Source organism: Butyrivibrio sp. NC2007 (genome assembly GCF_000421405.1).
In the GTDB taxonomy this organism is placed as follows: Bacteria; Bacillota; Clostridia; order Lachnospirales; family Lachnospiraceae; genus Butyrivibrio.
Map to the genome: position 1 here is coordinate 1 of NZ_ATWY01000032.1, position 25,739 is coordinate 25,739.

The following is a 25,739-nucleotide window of genomic DNA, read 5'->3' on the forward strand; positions in this document are numbered from 1 at the left end:
GAAGTACTTATATTGGAATAGATAGTCTCCGAAAGTATACACATAAAGATCTCTGGTCGTGTAATCAAGGGCTATAGCCTGCTTTTTGGTTTCAGGAATAGCTGCAATTCCTTCGTTCAGAAGTTCAATGCGTTTTCTTCCCTCGGGGGTTTCAAGAGTTCCGGCACGAAAATCCATGGAAAACATGGCAGAAGGCTGTACTTTAAAATCATTATAGGATGGCTTTTGAAGCACATAGCTCCACGCATATGAGTTATGTAAAAGTGCATCTACCTCTTCATTTCTAAGCGCTTTAATGCAATCAGCCATGGAATTGTAAAGGTTTATCGTTATTCCAGGGTATAACTGCTTTACAGTTTCTGCTACTCCGCCCTGTGATTTTAGCATGCCTACTCTGATGGTATTTATGTCAGAAATAGAGTGCTTATCTGTAGTCACAAGGGTAAATGGGGTCTGGATGAGATTGTCCGATACGATGGTCGCTTGACCAGATGCACTTGAAACAGCACTTCCAAAGGGCATAACAAGATCGTACTCAGTACTATCAAGGGCTTCCTTAAGATTTGATTCACTTATAGCTTTGAATGCGACATTGAAACCAGCTTCTTTGGCAGCGGATTCCATAAGATCAACGCCGATTCCTGCAATCTTGCCGTTGTCTTTATCAATGTAAAACATAGGACATCTGTCTACAGGCACACCGACTGTAAATTCTGTAGCAGGAGAATCAGACGAGGCATAAACAGGCGTCAAAAAGACTCCCAGATAGATTACCAGGAAAAGGAGGGCTATGCTGATAGTAGTATGGATCCTTTTTGATTTCATGATACACTCGCCTTATTGTTTGTTCTTTGCTTTAGATACTCACACTTAATTCTAACATTATTATGTTAAAATACGATAAATAATAAATAACAAATCGATAAAGGCGACTTCTAGTATTCCGGCATTGCTAACTTATGCGCATACGGGACTTGAACCAGGGATTCACGGAGCACCATTAGAACATAAAAAAAGTGTTCCGACGCTATATGAGTCATCGGAACACCATAGACCGACGCAGCATGGCATTTCCATCCTTGCAATAGTAACATCCCTTATGTCCTTGTTACTGATAACTTCTGTCAGTTTCTCAGTGTAATCTCCCTCATCCGGTTTGGGACATCCGATCATTGTAAACCTGCCTTGCATCAGAAAAAGAAAAGTATAAAACTTTATTCGACAGGGTAAATGAAACAACAATACTATATAATTCGAGGCATTTAAGCTCTCTTATGTTTAAAGTGATGCTGTCTGGGTTTGTGCTTAAATGCAACTATGTTTAGAGGCTTTTCATCCTTTTTTGCATAATTCTCATATGCCTTCTTATAGTGTTTCTGTCCGGCCCAGATATCGTCAGCTACAGGCGCCCACTCTTTTGCGTAATCATCACACTTTGCACACAGATGTTCAACACTTTCTTCAGACTCTTCATTGGTACCATGAGCTCCGGATATTTCAACCATGTCCCTTAAAAGAGCCGGATTTTCAAGCATTGGGCATGGCCTTAAATGATTCTTATTAAATGGCTGCCCCTTATGATATTCCATGAAAAGAGGACTTTGAAGCATCTCAAGTATTGAATGTGTATGTATATTCGTGTTGGAGAAGTGGATAAATACGCATGGCTCAGCATCTCCGCTTGAATTGATGTGGAAGTAATTTCTTCCGCCTGCTATGCATCCGCCAACTGCTTCGCCATCATTCTGGAAATCCATAGGGAAGAATCCCAGGTCACATTTGTCACTTCTCAGGAATCTAATCTGATCCACCATCTTCTTTCTCTGTTCTACCGTTGGCATAAGCTCAGGAACAGCATTGTTTCCAACCGGCATATAGTGAAAGAAGAATCCAAATCTTGCTCCTTTTTCAGCTATAAACTCGATGAACTTAGGATCAGTAACTGCCTTGATGTTGTTTCTTGTATAGCAGATGGAAGTTCCATAAACTATTCCGTACTTTTTGAGTAGATCCATGGCATTCATTACTGCATCATAATGACCAAGGCCACGTCTTGCGTCATTAGTCTCAGGAGTTCCCTCGATAGAAAGCTGGAATGTGAGATTTCCAAGCCTTACAACTTCTTTACAGAAATCCTCATCAATAAGTGTTGAATTGGTATAGATAGAGAACTCAACATCATTGTGCTTTTCTGCCAGTTTCAAGATATCTTTCTTCCTTACAAGAGGTTCTCCTCCTGTCATCATGTAAAGATATACTCCCAGCTCTTTTCCCTGGGTAACGATTTTGTCCATATCTTCAAAAGACAGATTGTGCTTAGGTCCATAAGTACCTGACCAGCATCCCGCACAGTGCATATTGCAGGCGCTTGTAGGATCAAAAAGGATAAGCCATGGGATATTGCATCCGTATTTTTCCCTGTTCGCTCTGATCATTTTTGTGCCTCTGAAAAATGCCTCATAGCCAAGATTGAGCATCATCATCTTTGCGACATGCGGATCTGTCTCATCTATTACTTTATTCAAAAACTTAACCCATCTGTTATCCGGATCTTTAAATGCCGCTCTTACTTTATCAAGGTTTTCTTTTCTGGCTCCGTCTTTACCCCAGAATTTCTCTGCCTGGTCAACAAGCTTAAGATAAGTAGCAGTCCTGTTCTCCGTTTTATCGAGATTTGCAAGGAACCTGTCAATCAGTATGCTAAAAGCCTGTCTTTGTACTTTGTGAGAAATGTTTTTTGCTAATTCCATACTTGTTATGCCTCCCCAAACGATGCTACAATTATTCTGATGTAACAAGTGTAACGCCACAGCATATTAATAACAATGGCTCTACCATCGGACATGACAATATTTCGTTTAAGTGAACCGATGTTACATTCTTGCATTTTTTGTAACGTCGAGAGGGAGAAAAAATGAAAAGCTCAAAAGAATCTTTAACAGAAATGCAAAAAAAAGAAGTTCTGAGGATGAATAATAAGGAGTCCAATCAGCTGACAAGAGAGTGTCTGCAGCTTTCGCTTATGCATCTAATGAGCGAACACCCTTATGAGAAGATCACCATCAGCGAGATAGTACGCCGTGCAGGAGTATCAAGGACGGCGTTCTATCGAAACTATACAGATAAAGAAGATATCCTGCATGAGCTTGGGGATGAAATAATAAAGCGTATAGCGGAGATCAGCGAAAAGCCCGAACTGCACGAAAACCCACATCTGTGGTTCGAAGATATTTTTCGGGCTGTCAAAAACGATAAAGATATAATATCTCTGTTTGACCAAGCCGGAATTCTTCAGAATGAACTCTTTCTTGAAAAAGCGGTCTCAGAGCGGCTCTATCCTACAGCTGACCCAGAAAAGAAGTATCTCAGACTTGCTGCCGAAGCTGCCATTTTACAAATACTCATAAGCTGGTTCAGGGATGGGATGCAGGAAGACGAAAAACAAATGGCTGATATCTGCGTAAATATCTTTGATAACGCTTTGAGCAGACTGCCATAATTAACAAGGACCTCTTCTAACATGAGAAATGATCCTTCCTGGCGTAAACGAAGTAATTCTTGCGCATATGAAGCTTGACCCCGGAATTCCCTTAGCACCAATAGAACATAAAATTCCGATATAATGCTCATTCCAGCAAACTGGAATTGTTAGCACTCTGTCTTATTGCACCGGAGGCATAAAACATAAAATGCAATCGCCAGAAACTGTGATACCACAGACACAGTGACAAGATACACAGGATTCAAATCATACAGGGCACCGAGAAGCCAACTGCCCAGAAACCACGCAATACCAAATCCTGTCTCAAATATTCCGAAACCGGTGCTTCGCATGGAACGCGGGACGATTCCGCTGACAGCTGCTTTCATAATACTTTCCTGCGCACCCATTCCAATCCCCCACAGAATTATCCCAGCTCCGATCAACCAGGCATTTCCAGTCATAAAAACAAAATATGAGAAGAATGTGCTGCATAGTGTGGAAATGATCAGAGCCTTCAGCCCGACCTTATCATAAAGCCAGCCAAAGAATAGTGCAGCAAAGGCATCCACAGCCATTGCCCCAGCATATAGCAGGCTGAGCATGGATTCATTAAATGCTCCGGTATTAGCCGAATGAAGTGTGATCAGGGTGAAGTCTGCAAAGCCAAAAGCAAAAAAGCAGATGGCCGCCATGAACAGAACAAATGACTTCCTGAATTCAAAGCTTGCCGGTTTATCTTCCTGCTTTTCAAAGATCTCCGGATCAGGGTATCTTATCTTTGCTGTCAAAACAAGAGCTATGGTGATCATTGCAGGAACAAGCAGTATCGCAAAAGAGATTCTATATGTTGTAAAAAGGTCGTCTGTACCTTTTACAAGAGCTGTTACAAAAAGCAGTACCGGTCCGAGAAACGCGCCAAGCTGATCCAGAAACTCCTGATAGGCAAAGCCTTTTCCGGTTCCGATCTCGCTTGCCGCAAAGCTTACCAATGTGTTTTTGGCAGGCTTTTTTATCGCTTTTCCGATACGCTCCAGGATCACAAGACCGCAGGCCCAAATCCAGCCATGTTCAGGTACGAGTGCCAGTGCAGGAATCGCCAGAGCCTGTATTACATAGCCTGTGATAACAAATGTCCAGTATTTCTTCGTTTTATCTGCTATAAATCCGGATATGAGCCTTAGTGAATACCCGCACAATTCTCCTATACCGGACACAAATCCGATGGTTGTAGCGGATGCCCCTGCGAGGTTCAGATATTCGCCCAATATGCTTCTGGCGCCTTCATGAGTCATGTCCGAAAACAGACTTACGATTCCCATCAGGGTTATAAATATTATGGCGCCAGACAAAGCCCTTTTTTTATCCATGTTCTACTCCACTAATCCCGATTCGCTTATTTCATTATCCTGAAATTCAAAGTTTTATTATCGTCGCAAGTTTCTTTCCGCATAGAATTCCAAATATGCAGCAACAACAACTCAGTACCACATATAATCCGCCATTCATATATTGTTTCTTCTCAAACAAATTAAAAGCTTCAAGGGAAAATGTAGAGAATGTGGTAAAACCTCCACACACCCCTGTCTTCCAGAAAAGAATGGTATTATCAGATACACTTTCTCGGTTACTGGTAATTCCAACAACGAATCCAATTAGTATGGCACCGAGGATATTTGTAATCAGAGTTAATATCGGAAAATAAGTCTTAACAGGAATCAGACTTATTGCATATCGCGCTACTGCACCCAAGGCACCACCAAGTGCTACAAATAGAAAATTCATATCAACCTCTCTATTGTCATATATACTGAAATCTAATCAGCGAAATGAATCACTTCTACAGATTATAATGTCCTAATTTTCTCCACAACTTTTTTAAACTCATCATATCTAATTTGCTCAGAAAAGGTTTCATACCCTTATATTTTAATAGTTGAAACAAATAAGGAAAAGCCTTGTCATCAAGGCCTTTCCATTATAAAATCCATCTTTAGTTATCAGTTCTCGAATCGGCGAATTAACAAAAATATTGCGTCTTTGGGCTAACCTTCTAGGATGTCCAGTTCATCATCAATAGCTCTGGATACAAACTGGTTTATTGTGATTCCTTCATTGGCAGCATATAATGCAATTTTCTTGTGCTGTTCGGGTTTAATACGGACATTGAAGGAGCCTTTAAACTCACGCTCAGGCTCTTTACCAATCTTTTTGCAGTAATCCAGGTAATTATCTATACAGTCATGCATTGACTGGGAAAGCTCTTTTACCGATTCTCCATGAAAGTTCAGAGAATCATTGATTCCGAGAACATGACCGATAAAAATCTGATCTTCCTGGTCAAATTCTACCTTTGCATGATATCCGTTGTATTCCATCAGTGAACTTATCATTCTATCTCACCTACTTCCTTAAGAAATGCTATGACCATCTTTACATGATACCTGTACAGCTCATTGCCTGGGTGTGGACCGTCAAATTGAAGGATGCGCTTGGTTTCAACATGATAATAGCCTATTCCTGATCCTCTTCCGCCCTCGAACTTTTCGCAGCCACATTGCTTCATAAGTGCGTCCAGTTCTCTTATTGTAAAACTTGTCGGTGCGGGTTTGGACAGTATTTTTTCTAGTAATTTTGATTTCTTTGGCACAGTAATTCCTCTTGCAACTATTTTCTAGTTACAATATAACACTTTAGCCCTACCTCGTCAATTCCAACAGAGTAACAGCTAGCATTTCCTTATTTCATACATATCTTCATGTTTCAGATACAATACCTGATATGTCGGGATTATTAGTGTGTTCCATGGATCAGATATATATACTCCGCCTGTAGACGTTGCTGATTTCTTGAACTGGATCCATAGGTCATCTATCATATCTGACATGATGAAAAGTTTAAGATAAACTTTATCTGCTTCAGATTCGCCAATTTCGTAAAAACGTATCCCACCTACACAAGTAACATCTTCCAGAGTATATGACCGTAAATTTCTTTGCATTACAGGCCGGATGTTGTGTCCAAGGCAGGCTGCGCTGATAGCATCACCGGGCTCTTCGAAGCCCTGCATTATCCATGTGAAGCATATTGCGAGCAGTGTCATATCCGAATCACGGATACTGTCCACGTAATGTAAGGTGTTAACATCGTTTTCTGACAGTGAGAAAATGCCCTTGCCTATGATAGACATATATTTTGCGAATAAAAAGCAGTCAACCATATCATAAGAGTCATACTCTGCAGGCATAATACGGAAGAACTTCTTTATGCGCTCAAATGGGTTATATACTACATTCTGCTGATTAAACCACGTGAAGAAACTCGCTTGAAAACAATCATATGTTTCCGGGCGTCGATCAACATACATTTTCGATATTATAGGCGTTTTATCTGCTTCTTTAGAAAGAATAGGTGAATAAAGATAACTTATATTTGAAGTGTACACTTTCCCATATTTTTCAAAAGATCTATTGATCACATCTGTATCATAAAAGTCATTTGGATTAGTCCTGCAACAAGGAAGGGGTAATAAATAAGCATTAAATCCTGTCCCTTTCTCATACGGACTGCATCTGATTCCTTCAGCGTGATAGAAATTATGTTCAAAAACAAATCTCCCATCCGTCCCTGTTCCCGGGTGGAAAGGGCAGGTCTTTACATAATGGAACTGATGGATTATGCTATGATATCCATCTTTCAGGCATTTGGGGCATATTCGCATATGATATGTACCAAAATAAGATCTTGCAGTGTTATAATCCATATGCGCAAAGATTTCCATTTTGTCTATATACCACTGGGGCAAAATTTTATTAAGGCACTCGATTGTTTCTAAACTGTTTCTGCAATGTCCATCCATCTGAAATCCTTCTATATATTTCTTCTCGTTGGTCGCTTCAGCTCCAAGCATTTTGAGCGCATGTTTACTTGAACATATGTTGACCCTGCAAAAGTTTGCAAGAATGCTGAATATGGATTCATAAGGTCTCACCCATTTTTTATCCCATCTGTATTTTCTGGAAAAAAGTAAATCCTCTTTATTTAGTGTATTCATCATCTGATTCACCATAGCCCGAAAGCGCTACACAACTTTCAAGTTCCTTTCTCGTAGGGAATGCAATTGGACTGCTTCCCAGTTTTCCATGCTTATTGAGGCAGATCACCAGTGAATCTATGAAATATTTCATGGGAATATCTTCTGCCGCAATCCTCTTTTGGATCCTTACACTCTGAAATGCTTCCCAGAAGTCATTGCTGATATCAAAAAAGGTCTTACCATCTGCGTAAGGAAAATAAAAATCCACAAGTCCATCCGATAATATTTCATAGTCTGTCATGCAAACATGAAGTTTATCTACCGAAGCCATGCAGAACTGGAGCTCTTTGGGATCCTGTATACCAAAGAACTGGCTTTCATTGATCATGAAACGTCCAACTATCTGATCTTTGCCCTGAAGTTTAAAGGAATGCTTAAGATCCTTAAGTTCCCTTGTCCCGTACATGAACACAGATAACTGGATATCTTTTCCGCTAAGATTGTTATATAAATCCATAAGCCAGTAAAAATCCTTTTCCCTTAGTTTCCATGCTTCATCAATGAACATGACTGCTTTCTTAAAGGGGGTCTCGTGAGCACGTAATATAAGCTCATTAAGAACTCGTTCTTTTAGTATTAGTGCGGTACTGTATCTGGGACATTCATAGCCCATAGCCATAAGTATCGAGGCATAGAAGTTTCTCTCAGTTTCGGGGTGGTCAGTCACATTCCATATAATGACCATTTCACGGCTCCCATATTGATTTCTTATGGATTCAGCTACATAGTTCATGCACACCGTCTTGCCTATCCTGGCTCTTCCATAAGTAATACTCCCACAAGCTCCTATGCCGAGCCATGAATTGATTCTCCGTTCTTCATCAAGGATGCTCTTAGTCGGAAATACAAGCTTACGGGAAGTAAGATAGCGGATAGTCATCTGTGATATGAACTGTTCTGATATATTATTAGCTGATACAGCTTCTTTAGTAGAATACACGCATTAACCCTCCTTTCTGCTTTGGAACATCAACGTATAAAGGTCTTCCGGTGAAAGACCTTTAATATCTTCATATCTTAGTACAGCCCCAGTTTCCTGTTTTTTACGTACAGTCTCCAGGTTAAATGTATTATCACTTTGCTGTTCTGCTGCTATGCCCTTGCTAATCTCACGTCTGACTATATCTGCCCTGGTAGCGTTTCTCCGGCTTTTCTTTCCTTTGACATCAAGGCTTGATATATATGCATCTATCGGTGTATCAAATATTAGTTTTGATCTCCCACGCTCTCTGGCAAGCTTCAGGGCATTCTTTCTCGTCCTGACGGAATGTGATTTTGTACCGAATTCCCCACTTGCCTTAAGCGTGTCTATATATCTGCCATCCTGATCATATGCCTCAATACTGGAAATATCCCTGGGGTCATAAAGGATGGTCAGTGACTGTCCAAGGTAGAGTTCAGTGGCAGAGAGTATCTTGCTACGATACTCAGTACCCATAAACTGAATATATGCGTGTTTGCCATGTGCTGCCCTACCTCTGACAGTGCGTTTGTCCATCCTCATGTTCAGACGTTCTATGACTGATATGATCATATCTTCGTCAGCCACATATGGGTAAAGCCCTGCTTGAAACAGTTTGCAGCTCATGCACTCTAAGGGTGAAAGTCCATCTACCCCTTTATGGGGTGTGTTATTATACTCAGCTATGAGAACATCTATCAGTTCAGTCATCTGTTCATATGTGACATCATATTTTATTGCATTTTTTTCAGGGTTTTTTCTGACAGGATCTTTGGTATCTGACCCGGTTGTTGATGGCAGCATATGGAATCCTCTGGACTCTAGCGTTCCGAAAAATCTTTCAACAATTCCTCTTGTTTCGGGAGTTGCAACAGATCCATAGTTAACGCAGCAGCCAAGCTCATCTACAAGTTTTCCTACCGTGTATGCTGACAGATGCGATTTTGCATTATCCAGCATTATTGAATCAAAGACTGCATATTTGAAATCAGAAAACGCGGTTGAATAGAAACCGCCATTAGATGGATACTGAAGTCCTTCGATGGTCAGATCCAGCAGAGTTTTCGGTATGATGGCATTTTTAATAGCATCCATGACATCATACTGGTCGTAATTAAATTCCTGAGAAAGGGAATATCCAAGGATACATCTTGTTGCTATATCTATCACGGCTATTAACCACGCCCTTGTAGCAACAACCTTGCTAACAGTGCCGTCTGTATTGGGTACATCAATTACATATTCGATATCTATGATGTGGCCGTCAATCTGTACTGTAGCAAAAGGAGCCACCGGATTGACTGTAAGCCTGTGCCCAATCCCTGTAGACGCAAGCTTCTGGGCAGTATTTTTATCAAATCTTCTGGCATTTAAAGAAATGTTATCAGCTTCAAGTTTATGGACATAGGCACACATGCTGACATATCCACGGTTTTCTGTAGTAAATGGGTACTGCCACTCTGTGATGCCAAGATTGCGGCATTCTTTAAGAAATAACCTATGAAGTGATGTTATGTTCATGTTCCTGACAAGCGTATATTTCCTGTCACCAAAATAACACCCTATTATGAACTCTTTCAATTGAGGATACTTCTCCAGAAGCTGATCAAACTCTCTGCCATGTCCTGATCTCGTTTCTCTAAAGGGTTTACTTCCTGTTAAAAGGCCGTGATATCCAAGAATATTCCCTGCATCATTTGAAGAAAGACATCTTTCTATCAGCGATACCATCCTCGAACCGGGGATACCTGTCATTTCAGTAATCTTTTTTACAGATTCGCCATCTATGTACATATCTACAGCCTGCTTTTTTAGCATATATCTACTTCTTTTAGATTCAGGGACAGTACTGATAAGCGGTTCAGTCCACATGCTCCTTGCCTGGCGGAGTTCTTCGATATTATATTTTTTATTAGCCAATGGAGATCACCTCCGTATCTGCAGAGATGCAGTCTGTATTCATATTGCTCAGTGTGACCAATCCTCTATAGTACAGATCTGAAATATAATCCAGCGCTCTGTACTTTTCTAGGCACCCCATCTTTTCAAGTTCACCGATACATATATGCCTTTTTGCCTGGATAAAACTTAGGAAGATCCTGTCTGCATTTAATCCACAAGCTGTGAATCTTCTGGCCCTGGCTGCAAGAAGCGATATATTTCGGATATAGAAAGGTCCTATTTCAATATTCTTTTCGTTTCGGAATACAAAATTGACATCATTCTGTAAGCACCACGCCGACTGGCAGGCAACCTTCACATGATCCTTACTATCATCAGAACTGCAAAGATATGCAACACCTTGATATTCTTCTGTTCCGTCTTTATATTTTACCCATGCATTGAACAGAACCTTTGACTCCTTCCCTCCTATATAGACAGTAGTTTCCAAAGGATATTCACAGTACCACTCCACATCAGGATTCATCTCAAGAGTAAGAATATTCTCATATTCAAGGTTAGAAAATACTGCTACTCTTCTCCGAAGTTTTCTGCTGTGAAATACCCAATAGTTACTGCCATAGCTTGAACTTCTCAGCCTGAAAATAGGTTCCTCGTATCGATACATTTTTAGTGCACCTCCTATCGATAAAATTAAGTTTATATAACGATAATATTATCGGCATAATTATATCCTTGGCACTCATATTCGGCTTTTTACACTTTTATCTTTAAAATTACGGCTTTTTACAAAAATAGCTTAAATGGTACGGCTTTTTACGATTCTTAGCTTTAAAAATTTAACCTAAATGGAGAGTAATGTAAAATGTGAAAAAAAAGAAAGCCCATGGTTGTGAGCTTTCTCGTATATGTATATTTTACTGTTTTAGGTTAATCTGACAAATGCCATGCCTGAGAGAACACCCGCTAAGACAAATACACAGAAACTGCGAGAAATCACGGATTCTTTACCTGAATTTACCCATCAGTATTTTTATTCGGGAACATCGAGTAAAGCCATACTTACAAGGCTTTCTTATGCGCTTGATATAAGGTATTTTCTTGAATATGCAGTGAATTTCCTGCCATATTTTCCTGATAAGCAGGTAAAAGACCTTTCCCTTGCGGATATTAAGCAGATAAAAGCCACAGATATCGATAATTTTCTCACCTGGATGGATGAGGACCAAAAGCTCTCGGAAAGAACCAGAGCAAGGCGCAGATCCTCAGTATCGGGGCTTTTTGAGTATCTGATAAATACTGAGAGAAAGCTTGATTATAATCCGGTTTCCGGCTCACAATCCGTGGAAATCCCTGAAAATGAGTATGTTACATACCTAAATCTCGATGAGCAGGAACAGCTCCTTAATTGCATCAAATATGGCACGGGACTTACCAAAAGGCAGCTTGCTTTCCATGAAAAATACAAAAAACGTGACCTTGCGATAATTTTCCTTTTCCTGGATACTGGCCTTAGAATCTCTGAATTACAGGCCCTAGATGTCAATGACGTGGTTATTTACGAAGACCCTTTTGATGAAGAAAAAAACGAGTGTTATGTTTTGGCACTGCGCAAAGGCAAGAAAAAAGCCGGCGTTGCTTCAAAGGTCTTTTTCTCCGATGAATCAAAGGAATATATTCAGGATTATCTCGAATCAAGGAAAATCCACGGCGAAAAGTTCACGGAAGACACTCCCCTCTTCTCTACTACTGCCGGAGAGCGCCTATCCATCCGTGAAATACAGCAGATGCTCAAAAAGTATGTAAATGCATCTCTGAAACGCAGTGATATCAGCGTCCACAAGCTTCGCTCCAGCTTTGCCATGGAGTTTTATAAGCATGAAAAGAATATTCTGGTGCTTCAGCAGCGAATGGGCCACAGGTCCATCAATGCCACCAATATCTACGCCAGAGCCAGTGACAAGGAAGAAGCTGTCAAGAGCTCAAGAAATTGGCGAAAAAAATAGAGCGCTGTTAGCGCTCTATTCTTCCGGAATATTTCCGTATGAAGCAATTGCTTCATCGACTGTCATTTTGCCGTTTCCAACAGCATAGATAGCAGCTCTGAACTGTCTTACTGCAGGGTCCAAAAGACCTGTTTCCTTATCGCTGAAACTCCGCTTATCAGGTACATCTGCCAGCGCTGAATAACGTTCGTCAGATGAGAAATCATCGGTTGGTGTGATCAATCGCTTTAATCCTGCCATGTTATTAAGCTCTTTTTTGGTGATCAAAAAGCGCATGAATTCATTGGCCATATCGAGATTCCCGCTGTTTTTGTTGACTGAGAAGCAAATACTGATCGAATTGATGAAATATCCGCCGTCGTCACCTGCAGGTACGGTAAAGAATCTGTATTTAAAGGGATTGGCGGTAAAAACATCCGACTTACTCTCTCTCTTGGCTGTTCCTGATACTACATCTCCTGTAGCAAACATCATTGGAACATCGCCCTCAAAGAATCTCATGATAACCTGATCATATTCATCTGTGATCTCTTCCTGGCATTTTGCGATATCTATGGCGTCAGATTTTATAAATTCATCAAGCCTCTCAAGTGCCGGACGCATCAGCTCTCCTGATCCCGGCTCAAAATTATTGAGAGCATCTACCTTATCACTGTTCTGTATTACATTGTAGGCAAACATAGGATATGCAAAGCAGTTAAACAGACCGGATCCGCTGAATTTGTCTGCTCCCATCATGGGGGACTCATATCCCGCACTCTTAAGCTTCTCGCAGACGCTCACAAGCTCTTTATAATTTGTCGGAACCTTTAATCCCTCTTTTTCAAAGATATCCATATTTACGAGCATTCCGTAGGACGTGGTAAATATCGGGAGCATGAGGACATCACCGGAATCCGTGGTACGTATCAGTGAATCTCTGATGCAGGAATAGTCGATATCAAGCGATGAATCGGACAAAACCTCGCAGGCTTCAAACATGGTGTCATACTTCTCATTTCCGATCATCGCACTGTTTGTCGTAAAGATATCCGGGGGCTCGCTACCCACAAGAGCACTGGAGATTACGTTATTGTAGTCATCCATTGTCACATACTGCAGGCTTGCGTTGGGATAATATTCGTAGAAACGCTCAAACTCTGCTTCCAGCGACTCGAAGTTACCGTAACTTCCGGCAACAGTCAGGGAGAATTCGGTATCTTTGTCATATTTTGGGACAAAGGCCTTATCCGCACTTTTTCCACTGCCACAGCCCGGTAAAAGAAGCATAACAGCGATGCTCAAAGCAAGTACCATCCTAAAGTTCTTTTTCATGATCATTCCTCCTTTTTATTTAGAGGCTCCAGGTCATTCGCCAGTTGCCTGTATCTGGAAAGTAGTTCTTCAAGTTCTTTATCAAGCGTATCTAAATCACCGTTTTTCCCGGCTTCTTCAAGCCTTGCGGCGAGTTCGCCCAGCTCCAGCGCGCCTATTGAGCGAGATGCACTCTTAAGCGCATGAACCTTTATGGTTGTGTTCTTTATATCTTTCTCAGCCCAGTATTTTTCAATTTCTTCGGCCTTCTTTTGGGCACTGCCCGAGTACATCTTAAGAGTTTCGATATAATCCTCGGCATCGCCACAATATGAAAGACCTGAGTCCAAATCCAGCTCCGTGAGGCTGTTTAGGAAGTCCGGAAGTTCCTGATCGGGCGCTGTATTGTTATCGGAAACAACTGTTACCTTGTCCTTCGGAAGATATTGCAGTAACGTCATTTCCAGTCGCTCTGCGTCAATTGGCTTGGTGAGATAGTCATCAAATCCGGCATTGGTGTACATCTCGCGCATTCCCGATATCGCATTGGCGGTAAGACAGATTATCGGCGTTTCTCTATTTGAAGTGTCAGCTATGCCCTTCATCTCCTTAAGGGTCTCAATGCCGTCTTTTTCAGGCATCATATGATCCAGGAAGATAACATCATAGTGATTTTGGGTGAAAAGAGCTATTCCTTCATCGCCGCTTCCTGCCGTATCTATCTGCAATTCGGTGCGCTTTAGCAGATTTACAAATACCGTGAGATTAATGGCAGTATCATCAACCACAAGTACCCTTGCATCAGGCGCTGTGAATTTCTCGCGGTAATTTGCCCGCTCGTTGAGTGAACGTCTGAAGGCTTCCTCGAAATCGCCAATGGGATCCCACTTAACGACCTTCTGCTCAAGTTCAAAAGAAAATACCGAACCCTTACCATATTCGCTCTCAACCTCAAGATGACTGCCCATCATGTCAAGGAATCTCTGGGTGATGGCCATACCAAGGCCTGTGCCTTCGATATTCCTGTTCTTCTTTTCCTCTATTCGTTCAAAGGCAACGAAAAGCTTATCAATGTCTTCGGGTTTTATTCCTATACCGGTATCTGCAACACTCACTCTGAGAATGACACGATCCGGATTATCCTCGGGCTTATGAGTATGAACTGAGAAGGTAACAGATCCTTCCTTGGTATACTTCACGGCATTTGAGAGGATGTTGGTGATAACCTGCTTTATCCTGATCTCATCGCCGCAAAGAGTTGTCGGAATATTCCTGTCTATATCCAGGTCAAAAGCAAGGCCTTTTTCTTCTGCCTTCTGTTGCACCATATTCACAAGATCATTGAGAAGTGAAGCAACACTGTAATCTACGTTTATGATTTCCATCTTCCCCGCCTCTATCTTGGAGAAATCCAGAATATCGTTGATGATGCCAAGAAGCGTACTTCCCGCAGATCTTATGCTCTCTGAATACATTCTGATACTGTCATCTTTTGAATCCCTGAGTACCATCTCATTTAAGCCGAGTATCGCATTCATAGGCGTACGGATGTCATGAGACATGGTGGACAGGAAGTAGGACTTGGCCTCATTTGCCTGATTTGCTTGCTGCGCAGCCTCTGATAGCTTGCGGTTGTAGGTCATCATGACAGTCGAATTGAATATCAAAAGAGCTATGAACCCAAGGGATGTTATTCCCAGGAGCAGCCAGTCTATGGACCTGTTTGCCACAAGGTCTTTTGCCGGAATATAAGCCAGTAAGAACCACGTTGTCATAGTCTCAAGGGGCGTGTAAGACAGCACACAGTCCTCTCCCTTATAGTTCTTGATGGTCATAGTGCCTGTTCCGCCGGCTATTTCATTTATTACATTCCCATATTCCTCTGACGAGGTCGTATTATATGACTTGAAGTATTCAAAGAAATTGCTGTTTTTAAAGGATTTACCGTGGACAACGTAATTACCTTCCTTGTCTACGATACTTATTTCGACATTTTCATATTCGCCTTTTAAAAAGACAAGCTTCTGTTCAAGACGGCTGAGTGGAACAACTCGCATCAGCAGCCCATCCTTCTGCATTCCGCTTTCTTTATCAAGCACAGTCACATGATTTAAGAACGCGATGGACTGTACACCGTTCATGGGATTTGTATAGGCCCTTGTAAGGTGAACAACTTCGCCTGAGCTGCTCTCGCTGTCGATATTGTCAAAGATATTTATGTTTTTGTAGGAAACTGTATAGTCATCAGGGGCAGATACTTTGGCTGTTGTGGAGATACCTGTCCTCTCAGGGCTGTCAAGAAAGATCAGATGAGCCACAACCTCCGGGAAGATCCTGGTTTTCCCGACAAAGGATATGGCTTCCTCTGCTGTCATCGGGGTTCCGGCTTCTGCAGAACGATTGATATAGTTGGCCCATATATCACAAAGGTGTTGTTCATCTTCAAGGTAGTTGGCGATGATCTGATTGGTGGTCACGGTCATCTTTTCAAAGGCGATGATGCCATTTCTGTTGCTCTCCTTCGCCATTGTATTGGCATACCTGATGATGAAGAACAGAATGAACCCCATTATGAGAAGATTTATTGTTATTATCAGGCTTCTTTTCAACCTCTGCCCTCCGGGTTACAGCAAAGATAGTTACTCGTTATTACTAATTATATCATTTATAAATGTTAAATCGCACATTTCATCAGGCAGTCACTCCTTTTGAGGACCGCGATATCGCAGGATCATCATTGTAAGGTCATCAAACTGAGGTGCATCCCCTACAAACGCATCAACCTCTTTTGCAACATCAGGTAACAGCTCTGTAACACCATCATCCTTGTGCTTGTTGATAGCGGCCAGCATGCGAGGATTTTCGAGTCTGTTGCCTTCTGCATTGGTAGCCTCCGGCAATCCGTCGGTATAGACGAATAGTGCATCTCCGGGATTCAAGGTAAATGTATCGTCTTCATATTTGAAATCACTCATTGCTCCAAGAACAAGACTGTGTGGAGCTTTGTACAACTCGTAATCGCCATCTCCTCTTTGAATGATAGGATCCTCATGTCCTGCATTTGACTCAATGACTTCACCGGTCGAAACCGTAAGAATTCCGAGCCAGACCGTAACGAACATGTGCTGCTTGTTGCCGTCACAGAGTCTGTTATTTGCATCTGTGAGTATTTCTGCCGGTGTTCCGCCCATCTGCGCGCGGTGTTTGATGATAGTCTTGGAAATCACCATAAACAGGGCTGCCGGAACTCCTTTGCCCGATACATCTGCAATGACCATGCACAGGTGATCATCATCAAGGAAAAAGACATCGTAGAAATCGCCGCCAACCTCTTTTGCCGGGGTCATCGAAGCAAAGAGCTCAAACTCGTTTCTATTCGGGAAAAGAGGGAAATCTGTCGGAAGCATGTCGGCCTGGATCTTGGTAGCAACATTTAGCTCCGCTCCGATCCTCTCTTTTTCTGCCGTAACTTCCATGATCTCTTTGATATAACCTTTGGTTCGTTCCGAAAGCTCTCCAAAGGTATTGGCCAGAACCTCAATCTCATCGCCCGTACGGAAGGCGTCATCCATCTCGAATGTGAAATTATCCTTTGAAATCTCCCCTACCTTTTGTGTCATAGTGTTGATAGGGCCGGTTAACCTGTCTGAGAACATAAGTGCAACCAGTATGGCATTTACTATGAGAAGTATCATAATGATGGCCGTAATTACTATTGACTGGTTGAAATGCTTGGTATATTGACTCAGCGCTTTCTCTGTTGTCGCATCCATCTGTGACAATAGAACTTCTGTCGGATGCTCAAGCTCTGACTTACTTACAAACAACATCTGTGTCCAATGAACTGTTTCCATCGGGCCATAGGCGACGCAGTAATTCTCGCCATCGATCTTTATCTCTGAAAATCCAATCTCACCTGTCAGAGCCTTGTCCACTACAGCATTAAGCTCTGCATTTCCTGATTCGCGGATATCTCTTGAGAGCATCTCATCCATTTCCAGATCGCCCTCTGTTCTGGGAGAATAGATCAGCTTTCCGTCATCACTGACAACAATTGAAAAGCCTGTTTTTCCATAAGAAACCTTGGATACGATCTCACCAATCGAATCCATACCCATTGAGCCTTCAACTACTGCGACAAGCTTACCGTCTACGTATACCGGTACTCCAAGTTCTACATCCGCCATTTTCAGGATCTCGCTGTAAACTGCAGGAGCAAAATAGGGTTCGCCTGTCTCTATTGCGCCTATCCACCACGGGCGCTCTCTGGGATCGTAGGAACGAAGCGTTCCATCAGCTTCAAATTTTCGGTCAGAGTGTGTATCCATTGCAACGCTCATACCATTTGGAAGTGATATATACAGATCAAGAGTAATGTAGTCATTATCCCGGATCATCTCTTCCATGGCAGGTCCGATTCCGGCAAGCTTTCGTGCAATTGCCATGTCCTCTTCTGTAGGGTTCGTGTTATCCGCGATCAGAAGCTGCAGGGCAAGCTTTCCGCCGTTTTCCTTTTTTGGTGCCTCTATATCATGCTCCTCATAGGCATCGGGGTTTTCCAAAATGGCCTATACCTGATTGGCAATGATCATTGTTTCATGGGACATAGACCAGATTTCCCAGTCTGTATTATCCGCTGCCTGAAAAGCGAGGTTCTCCATATTGTCTTTTGTCAAAGCCATCATGGAATTCTCTGAATATTCCTTGATTGCTTTGGCCTGTGACTGACCGGTCTCGTTGGCCATTCGAAGAAGTGTGTTTAGCTGCAGCATACCCAGGATGGCAAATCCGCAGATAGCGGTAATTACAAGCATGATGCACAGCTTAAAGACCTTGCTCCTTAGGCCGCCTCTGCGAATAGAGTTACTTTTAGATTTCTTCTGTGTCGATTTCTCCATTGGGCACCTCACACGAATATATAATCCACCAATATAATTGTAACATCATTTCGACAACGAAATTCCTAAATAACAATAAAACAATTATTAAAAAGAGCCCTGAACAGAATCATATAATTCTGCTCAGAGCCCTTAATTATTTACAAAATATTTATGCCAATTTTTGATGAATGAGTTAAAATTCATCAAGGTCAGACATATAAAACTCTGACCAGCTGTACTGTTTCATAAAATCGCCCATATACTTATATTTTGAGGAAGCCCCCTTCTCAAGCCAGTCATAGAGATCGCACTCTATCCTGTCTTTTGCAATGGCAAGGCTTCCCCGCTGTTTGAGGATAATTCCCTCAAGACCCAGGCGAGTAAAAGTATTCTGCAGATCCTGTCTCAGATTCTTAAGGTATGATGTTTTCTTTTCAGGGTCGCCCTCGTCCTCCCAGAGGTTTGCCATAAGCTCCCCGTTTGTGGTCTGGACACCTTTGTTGGCCACAAGGACTGCCACAATCTCTTTTGTCTTTTTGTACTTAAACTCCACAGGCTTTCCGTCTACAAAAAACTCAAAGCTTCCGAAAGTCTGTGCGAAAACTCTTTTATGGTTGTTGAATTTCTCGGCAAATCTCAGCTCTGCCAGCTCTCTTCTCATACCGGTATCTGTTGCCGGCTTTATCAGATATCCACTGGCATGCATATCCATTGCTTCAAATCCGTGCTCCTTATGTGCTGAAAGAAAAATGATATTAATGAACGGATTAAGCTCGCGCAAATACCGCCCCAGTAGTATACCGTCAAGTTCGGGCATATTTATATCCAGAATAGCCATATCTATCTCATTTTTCCTGGCCCTGGCAAGTGCGGAAAGCGGATTATCAAAGGCTGCAAATGTTGCATCCGGCAAAAGACTCTTCATAAGATCTGTTATGTTCTTCAGATCTTTTTTATTATCATCAACTGCGATAATATTCATTAGATGTCACCTCCCGGAAGAGTAACAGCCTGCAAGTGCTGCTTCTGCCTCTGTTCCATTGTCATGTCCAGAGGATCTGCTTCACCTACAATCAGCATCTTACGCTCAGTTTGAGCAAGATCATGGAGATTTCCGCACCTGAGATCCGCTATAACAAGCGCAGCAAATCTATCATAATTATCCTCATCTATCACGTGAAAATTATGCTTTATCCTGTACCAGTGATCCGGGTCATAGCCGACTTCCCCGATATAGAGCCTGTCAGCCGTTTCAGCCACATCCTCAACACCGGCATTTTCGCCTATCCGAAGTCCTGTATCCTCGCAAAACAGAAGGCCGTAGACCTTGAGAACCCTGTCTCGTACAGTCTCTTTTTCTCCGTTTTTGTTAACCTTACCGGTCTCAGAGTCCATCACCTCATAGAAGTAATCCTGAGCCTCTACGCTACCGGTAAAATTCACTATGGCATCATAAAACTTCCTATCTATCCTTGACTCTGACATTCTTTTGCCTCCATAATCATATTATAGCGGTTTAAATTATTACGATATACAGTTTGACGGACTGAAAGGAGCCCTTATGGATTTTAGTGTGAGCAAAACTACTGATGGAAATAAAGTCACAGCCAAGATCTGTGGTGCACTCAACACCAATACTTCTCCCACTTTGTTAAAAGAGCTTGAAGCAGACCTTGATAATATCGACGAACTCATACTTGATCTTAAAGATATGCCCTACACCTCATCTGCAGGCGTAAGGGTGATCCTTCTGCTGCTCAAGAACATGGAGACTCATGGCAGTATGAAGCTTATAAATGTCAACGAAGAGGTAAAAGAGCTTCTGGACACCATAGGATTTCTTGATATGCTACCCGTTGAATGAATTATATTTCAGGCACAGCATCGTAATGTCGTCATACTGCTCGGCATCACCTATAAAAGAACTTATGCCATTCCTTACATTCTCAACAATGTCTTTGCTAAGACCTGTATTCCGGCTATTAAGGGTTTTAAGAAGGTGCTCTCCACCAAAGAACTCCTCTTTATCATTTTGGGCTTCCGTTACACCATCTGTGTACAGAAAGACCTTATCACCGGGCAAAAGAGCTATCTCCTGCTCCAGGTACTTCATTCCCTGCCAAATTCCAATGGCAGGCTTCTTCTGTCCTTTTACAAATTCAAATTCACCATTTCCTCTTTGAATAGCTACCGGTTCATGACCTGCATTTGCGTATGTTAAAAGACCTGTGGAAAGCTCCAATATTCCGAGCCAAACCGTAACAAACATCTCAAGTTTGTTGTTTGATCTGATCGCCGAATTGGTATCTGTAAGAACATCTGCCGGTGACTTGCCCATCATGGCATTGTTTCTGATCACCGCCTGGACTGACATCATGAATAAAGCTGCAGGCATTCCCTTATCGGAAACATCCGCAATGATTACGCACAGATGATCGTCATCTACAAGGAAAAAGTCATAGAAGTCTCCTCCCACAACCTTGGCCGGTTCCATGGTTGCGTAAATGTCAAAATCATTCCTGTCAGTATAAGCCCCGGATACATCCGGAAGTGCTGCCTTTTGAATCTGTGCAGCTGTATCAAGCTCTGCTTTGGCGCGTTCCTCCCTGGCTGTCATTTCAGTGAGCTTTTTGACATATGCGCCAATGTTCTCCTCCATCTGCTTCATGACGTCAGCAAGAATTTCAACCTCATCATCTGTATGAATATCAAGCGAAGAAAAGCATCCCTCACCTGCTTCACCGAATGCTGTCTTCTCCCCATAACTTCCTGCAGCACTCGCAATCTCATTGATCGGTTTTACAAGCCTGCGCTTTAGATATCTGCTAAAGAGCAGCCCGAAGATTATCATAACAATGACTATCGCCACCATAAAACGTGTCAAAAACATCAAGACATCATAGTGCATGTCATCCATTACATAGTCGGTGAGAATAAATCCCAGTGTTTCATCATCAATTACAGGAAAGCAAATCCCTGTGGTAAAAAGCAAATGATTATCTGCAGAGCGGTGCAAATAGCATGGAATTTCTCTAATACTTAAAAGCTCTTCTATATCCCTTTTTTTAATGTACTCCCATTCACCTGTCTTAAATCCCAGTTCATCCATCCTGTCAGTATCTATTATATGTACCAGTGATGAGCTGTCTTTGTCATAAATAACAAAATAGATATTATCTAAAGCGTTAAGCAGCCTGAAACGCATCAAAAGATCAAATGATTCCCGGTAGATTTCACTCTCAGTGATTTTTGCAAAACGCTCTCGATATGCCTCTGTTCCGGTCTTGGCGCGCTCCTCTTCTGTCATTGAATCATAAACAGCCATAACTTCTTTTGCCATTCCATCAAACGCCGGATCATCTTTCAAAAAGGACTTTGCAGTTACCGCAACATACAATAGATCCCTGTTATTCTCATTAATAAGCGTGCGGACATAAACAAGTAGCCCCACCATAAGACCTACAAATCCTATGATGAGCATACCGATTATGGTAACAAATGAAACCTTTGCAGCCAGGGATTTATTCTTTTGTCGCTTTTTTCCTTTATTTGCCATATATACATTATAACAGAGAGTTTTCACTAAATAACGATAATCATGTTATAATCTTTTTATGGAAAACAAAAAATCCCGCGTGCTTATCGTCGATGATATGCGCATAAACAGAATAGTGCTGGCATCTATACTGGCGACACATGGAATCACCTCTGATCAGGCCGAAAGCGGCATAGAATGTATCGATCTGTGCAAGGCAAATGACTACGACCTGGTCCTGTTAGACCATCGCATGCCCGAGCTTGACGGAGTAGATACTCTTGTCAGGCTAAAAGAGATGTTTAAAGAGCGCGGAAAAGATGTTCCCATAATCTGTCACACAACAGAGGAAGGCCGAAGCAATGTAAATCTCTACAAAGCTGCCGGGTTTGCCGATGTTTTGATAAAGCCCGTTGATCCAAGGGAACTCTACGAAGCTATCATGATGTACCTTGGGGATGAAGAGCATTCCTCTGATCCGGAAGAAGATACTCCTTACGACTCCGGCTTATCTGATGCTAAGACTGTAAGCGGCGAAGGGTCCGGAGATTATGAAATTGATGTCAAAAAAGAAATAGAAAAGCTGCCTGTTTGGCTCAAGATCATTCCACAGCTTGATCTGGGCGCAGGCATTACCAATTGTGGCGACTATGAGGATTATCTGGACGCCCTATATATCTTTTACTCTTCTGTGGATGAAAAAGCTGACGAGCTGGGATTCTTCCTTGAGTACGAAGACTGGACCATGTATGCCTTAAGAGTCCACTCTTTAAAGAGCATGGCAAGACTTATTGGTGCCAAGAAACTCGGAAAAACCGCAGCAATGCTGGAAGCAGCTGCAAGAGAAGAAAACTACAGCCTCATAAAAAGAGAAACAGGCGACTTTCTAAAGGCCTACAGAGAATTTAAGAATTCCCTCTGTCCTATTGAAAATGAGGAGATATTTGCCAATAAAGCAAAAGACTCTGAACAGATATCACCTGTTATTTCTAATGAAAATAACCCCTTCCATCACCCTTCTATTCTATATATCCAAAGCGGCGAGGGAATCGTCAAAAAAGGTATCGTAAATAATCTTACTGAGGCTAAGTTTAATGTCATTACAATACCTGATGAGCCCGACAGGATCATTACCGGCAGAAATGAAGCTGACATTGTGATCTACAATCCCGGGTCCAATGACGCATCCAATATCAGCATAACTATGAATCTTCTGGGAGAAATATGTCAGGATGATTCCAAGATACTGTGCCTTACAGGAGAACTTACCGACATCAACAAAGCTATGGCGTCAAATGGCTCACACAGAGTCTCAAGGACCTATCCAAGGCCGGTTGATATCGGGACTTTTGTAAATGATATGGTCTTTTTTACCGAGCTGGAAACTGATTTCCACAGAAAAAAGACCATCTTTGTAGTTGATGATGATCCTGCGTATCTGTCAGTTATCCATCACTGGCTAAGTTCTCTTTACAACGTTCAGTGCTTTAACAGCGGAAGCGAGATGCTATCGGGGCTCTCCACGGTTACTCCTGACCTGTTATTGCTTGATCTGGAGATGCCCAAAATGGATGGCTTTGACCTTATGAAGATCATCCGCACAGATTATACTGATCCCAGAATCCCTATAATACTCCTTACAGGCAATAGCAATAAGGATATCGTATTCCACGTTCTTGAGTACAAACCGGATGGATATCTTCTGAAAACCTCACCCAAGGAAAATATCCTTGACGTGATACACAGGTTTTTTGCTGAATCTATGTTTAAGCTGGCCCATGAGGGTAAGGCTGTTAATGACGAGAATACATAAGAATCAGGCATATTTATGGTGATGCTCTTATTCATTAATTAGTGTATAATTTTATTATATATTGACAATTTTTACAATCGGAATATTCTCGCAGGAGGGAATATGCAAACAGATTTAATCATAAAAGAGAATGAATTGATCGATCCGGCGATCTATCCTGAAGACCAGCGCGGTCTGGTTGAGGATTTTAATGCGCGTATCAAGCGCTTGACAGGTATTATTACCGGAATTGGAAAAGAGTATCATACAATCTGGGTCATCAATTCCAAAACAATGGACATGGATCTGTACCGCTCCACCGGAGAGAATACAAATCGCTCTGCGATGGCACTGGGATTTCAATTTGACAAATACGACCGTTTTATTGAGGAATACGTAGACCGTTTCGTGGTAACCAACATTGAGAGCATCCAGCGTGATGTGAAGATGGACTTCGTACTTTCCAGGATCAAAGACGGAGATCTGTTTACGCTTGATTATATGCGTCTGGCTGATGACGGAAATATGTCCTATCATCAGATGGCATTTGCACTGGCCGGACAGCCGGGTGAAACGGATAATTTCATTCTGGCTTTCAGGGACATTGATAAAACCATTCGTAAGCATATTGCTGATAAGCGTTATTTGAGGGAACAGCTTGATATCGTGGAAACCTTAAGCCGCGATTACTACAATATCTTCAAAATAAATCCCAAGACCGGTGATGTGGTGATCCTGAAGCTGGACGGCTATGTTACCAAAGGTATGGAAGGTGCCGGAGAAAAGGTATATTCCTACGATGTACTCTATAAACAGTACGTAAAGGACCGTGTGTATTCAGAGGATCAGGAATGGATGTATGATGCCATCTCTCTTGAGACGATTAAAAGCAAGCTTAAAGATAATTCGGAGTATGTGTCCAGTTACCGAGTTATGGATAAAGGCGAGGTACACTACTATCAGTTTACGTATATTCTCATCAATGCCAATGTGCCAAACAGTGATCTGCTTGCCGGTTTCAAAAATGTAGATGACATTGTGGCTTCAGCAAAGGAGCGACAGAATCTTGAGATTCTTGCCAGCACCGATTTAATGACCGGTATTTTAAACAGGGGCAGCGGCGAGCGTAAAGTGATCGACGCTATGGCGAACAATAAGGCAGGAATGCTCTGCATTCTGGATATTGACAAGTTTAAAGAATTCAATGATAAACTGGGCCATAATGTCGGTGATAAGGTGCTTCGAGGAATCGCTGATGTTTTAAAAATCACCTTTAGGGATGAGGATATCATCTTCCGCTTGGGTGGTGACGAATATGCTGCATATGTTATGAACTTGAATGATGAAGAGGCCGGAAAAGTCGTATTGGAGCGTCTTTTTAGTGAGATTGCTAAAATGGATTTTCCTGAACTCGAAGAGAGAAAAGTCTGTGTCAGCGCCGGTGCTGCGTTCTACAAAGCAGGCGGGAAACAATCCTTCGAAGAACTCTATAAACTGGCGGACAGCGGTGTATATGAGAGTAAAAAGATCGATGGAAGCGCAGTGACTTTCCGCTAAGATAAGCAAAAAATAATCCAGGCAATGCCTGGATTATTCTTTTTTATCCACCAAAATTCCTCTAGACTATATCTTTTATTATTGCATCTAACTCTTTTGCGTATAAATAGTGTTCTTTTGCATCCATTTCACAGTCATAAAACAAAGCAACCACTTGTCCTTCTGCTTTTTGGCAAAGAATGCACTTTGATTTTCCTTGTGTCCAGATTCTTGGTAAAATCTGCCCTTCAACATTT

General features: G+C 41.9%; 22 protein-coding genes and 1 pseudogene. 5 read left to right on the forward strand and 18 right to left on the reverse strand.

The window, feature by feature from the left end; genetic code table 11:
* The 3 genes and pseudogenes from G632_RS0117240 to G632_RS0117250 all read right to left on the reverse strand — a co-directional run.
* A partial coding sequence (locus tag G632_RS0117240) for a transporter substrate-binding domain-containing protein (RefSeq protein ID WP_022770777.1) occupies positions 1-825 on the reverse strand: 825 nt, incomplete at its 3' end.
* 225 nt (positions 826-1,050) lie between these two features.
* Positions 1,051-1,179, reverse strand: a pseudogene (locus tag G632_RS0117245) (4Fe-4S ferredoxin); the annotation flags it as partial.
* Between the two features lie 83 nt (positions 1,180-1,262).
* The gene (locus tag G632_RS0117250) at positions 1,263-2,750 is read right to left on the reverse strand and encodes a radical SAM protein (protein ID WP_022770778.1); all 1,488 of its coding nucleotides are present in this window, start codon (positions 2,748-2,750) and stop codon (positions 1,263-1,265) included.
* 164 nt (positions 2,751-2,914) lie between these two features.
* On the opposite strand from G632_RS0117250, the gene G632_RS0117255 reads away from it, so the two are divergent.
* Positions 2,915-3,499, forward strand: coding sequence for a TetR/AcrR family transcriptional regulator (locus G632_RS0117255; protein ID WP_013282475.1), 585 nt, complete (start codon positions 2,915-2,917; stop codon positions 3,497-3,499).
* Between the two features lie 149 nt (positions 3,500-3,648).
* On the opposite strand, the gene G632_RS0117260 is transcribed toward G632_RS0117255, so the two are convergent.
* The 8 genes from G632_RS0117260 to G632_RS21540 all read right to left on the reverse strand — a co-directional run bounded on the left by G632_RS0117260 (position 3,649) and on the right by G632_RS21540 (position 11,107).
* Positions 3,649-4,851 carry an MFS transporter gene (locus G632_RS0117260; RefSeq protein WP_013282474.1) on the reverse strand — a complete coding sequence of 401 codons (1,203 nt, stop codon included), beginning with the start codon at positions 4,849-4,851 and terminating at the stop codon, positions 3,649-3,651.
* Between the two features lie 46 nt (positions 4,852-4,897).
* Positions 4,898-5,266, reverse strand: a complete 369-nt coding sequence (gene crcB, locus G632_RS0117265; protein WP_013282473.1) for a fluoride efflux transporter CrcB — start codon at positions 5,264-5,266, stop codon at positions 4,898-4,900.
* A gap of 260 nt (positions 5,267-5,526) precedes the next feature.
* Positions 5,527-5,874, reverse strand: coding sequence for a type II toxin-antitoxin system HicB family antitoxin (locus G632_RS0117270; RefSeq protein WP_022766333.1), 348 nt, complete (start codon positions 5,872-5,874; stop codon positions 5,527-5,529).
* Positions 5,871-6,131, reverse strand: a complete 261-nt coding sequence (locus tag G632_RS0117275; RefSeq protein WP_013282470.1) for a type II toxin-antitoxin system HicA family toxin — start codon at positions 6,129-6,131, stop codon at positions 5,871-5,873. Before G632_RS0117275 ends, G632_RS0117270 begins: the two co-directional genes overlap by 4 nt.
* A 78-nt stretch (positions 6,132-6,209) precedes the next feature.
* Positions 6,210-7,538 (reverse strand): hypothetical protein, encoded by a 1,329-nt coding sequence (locus G632_RS0117280; protein WP_026512680.1) that lies wholly within the window; start codon positions 7,536-7,538, stop codon positions 6,210-6,212.
* Positions 7,519-8,517 (reverse strand): ATP-binding protein, encoded by a 999-nt coding sequence (locus G632_RS0117285; RefSeq protein ID WP_022770780.1) that lies wholly within the window; start codon positions 8,515-8,517, stop codon positions 7,519-7,521. Before G632_RS0117285 ends, G632_RS0117280 begins: the two co-directional genes overlap by 20 nt.
* Positions 8,518-8,520: 3 nt before the next feature.
* Positions 8,521-10,458: a Mu transposase C-terminal domain-containing protein gene (locus G632_RS0117290; protein ID WP_022770781.1), complete on the reverse strand. Its 1,938-nt coding sequence runs from the start codon at positions 10,456-10,458 to the stop codon at positions 8,521-8,523.
* Positions 10,451-11,107, reverse strand: a complete 657-nt coding sequence (locus G632_RS21540; RefSeq protein WP_022770782.1) for a hypothetical protein — start codon at positions 11,105-11,107, stop codon at positions 10,451-10,453. The genes G632_RS0117290 and G632_RS21540 overlap by 8 nt, the downstream gene beginning before the upstream one ends.
* A gap of 280 nt (positions 11,108-11,387) precedes the next feature.
* Between G632_RS21540 and G632_RS0117300 the strand changes: the two genes are divergently transcribed.
* Complete coding sequence (locus G632_RS0117300) at positions 11,388-12,446, forward strand: tyrosine-type recombinase/integrase (RefSeq protein ID WP_022770783.1); 1,059 nt, start codon at positions 11,388-11,390, stop codon at positions 12,444-12,446.
* A gap of 15 nt (positions 12,447-12,461) precedes the next feature.
* Here the strand turns inward: G632_RS0117300 and G632_RS0117305 are convergent, their stop codons facing one another.
* From G632_RS0117305 to G632_RS0117330, 6 genes are all read right to left on the reverse strand, one after another.
* A complete protein-coding gene (locus tag G632_RS0117305) occupies positions 12,462-13,760 on the reverse strand; it encodes an ABC transporter substrate-binding protein (protein ID WP_022770784.1) in 1,299 nt (432 codons plus the stop codon).
* A gap of 2 nt (positions 13,761-13,762) precedes the next feature.
* Complete coding sequence (locus G632_RS21545) at positions 13,763-16,348, reverse strand: ATP-binding protein (RefSeq protein ID WP_022770785.1); 2,586 nt, start codon at positions 16,346-16,348, stop codon at positions 13,763-13,765.
* A gap of 90 nt (positions 16,349-16,438) precedes the next feature.
* Complete coding sequence (locus G632_RS21550) at positions 16,439-18,301, reverse strand: SpoIIE family protein phosphatase (protein ID WP_022770786.1); 1,863 nt, start codon at positions 18,299-18,301, stop codon at positions 16,439-16,441.
* A 6-nt stretch (positions 18,302-18,307) separates the two neighbouring features.
* A complete protein-coding gene (locus G632_RS0117320) occupies positions 18,308-18,637 on the reverse strand; it encodes a hypothetical protein (protein ID WP_022770787.1) in 330 nt (109 codons plus the stop codon).
* A gap of 175 nt (positions 18,638-18,812) precedes the next feature.
* Positions 18,813-19,601, reverse strand: a complete 789-nt coding sequence (locus tag G632_RS0117325; protein WP_022770788.1) for a response regulator — start codon at positions 19,599-19,601, stop codon at positions 18,813-18,815.
* Positions 19,601-20,104 (reverse strand): hypothetical protein, encoded by a 504-nt coding sequence (locus G632_RS0117330; protein ID WP_022770789.1) that lies wholly within the window; start codon positions 20,102-20,104, stop codon positions 19,601-19,603. The genes G632_RS0117325 and G632_RS0117330 overlap by 1 nt, the downstream gene beginning before the upstream one ends.
* Before the next feature lie 76 nt (positions 20,105-20,180).
* On the opposite strand from G632_RS0117330, the gene G632_RS0117335 reads away from it, so the two are divergent.
* Positions 20,181-20,483: an STAS domain-containing protein gene (locus G632_RS0117335; protein WP_022770790.1), complete on the forward strand. Its 303-nt coding sequence runs from the start codon at positions 20,181-20,183 to the stop codon at positions 20,481-20,483.
* Here the strand turns inward: G632_RS0117335 and G632_RS21555 are convergent.
* On the reverse strand, positions 20,469-22,175 hold the full coding sequence (locus tag G632_RS21555) for a PP2C family protein-serine/threonine phosphatase (protein ID WP_022770791.1): 1,707 nt from the start codon (positions 22,173-22,175) through the stop codon (positions 20,469-20,471). The genes G632_RS0117335 and G632_RS21555 overlap by 15 nt on opposite strands.
* 58 nt (positions 22,176-22,233) lie before the next feature.
* On the opposite strand from G632_RS21555, the gene G632_RS0117345 reads away from it, so the two are divergent.
* Both G632_RS0117345 and G632_RS21560 read left to right on the forward strand, forming a co-directional pair.
* Complete coding sequence (locus tag G632_RS0117345; protein WP_081647214.1) at positions 22,234-23,967, forward strand: response regulator; 1,734 nt, start codon at positions 22,234-22,236, stop codon at positions 23,965-23,967.
* Positions 23,968-24,069: 102 nt separating this feature from the next.
* Positions 24,070-25,503 carry a GGDEF domain-containing protein gene (locus G632_RS21560; RefSeq protein ID WP_022770793.1) on the forward strand — a complete coding sequence of 478 codons (1,434 nt, stop codon included), beginning with the start codon at positions 24,070-24,072 and terminating at the stop codon, positions 25,501-25,503.
* The last annotated feature ends 236 nt before the right edge of the window (positions 25,504-25,739 follow it).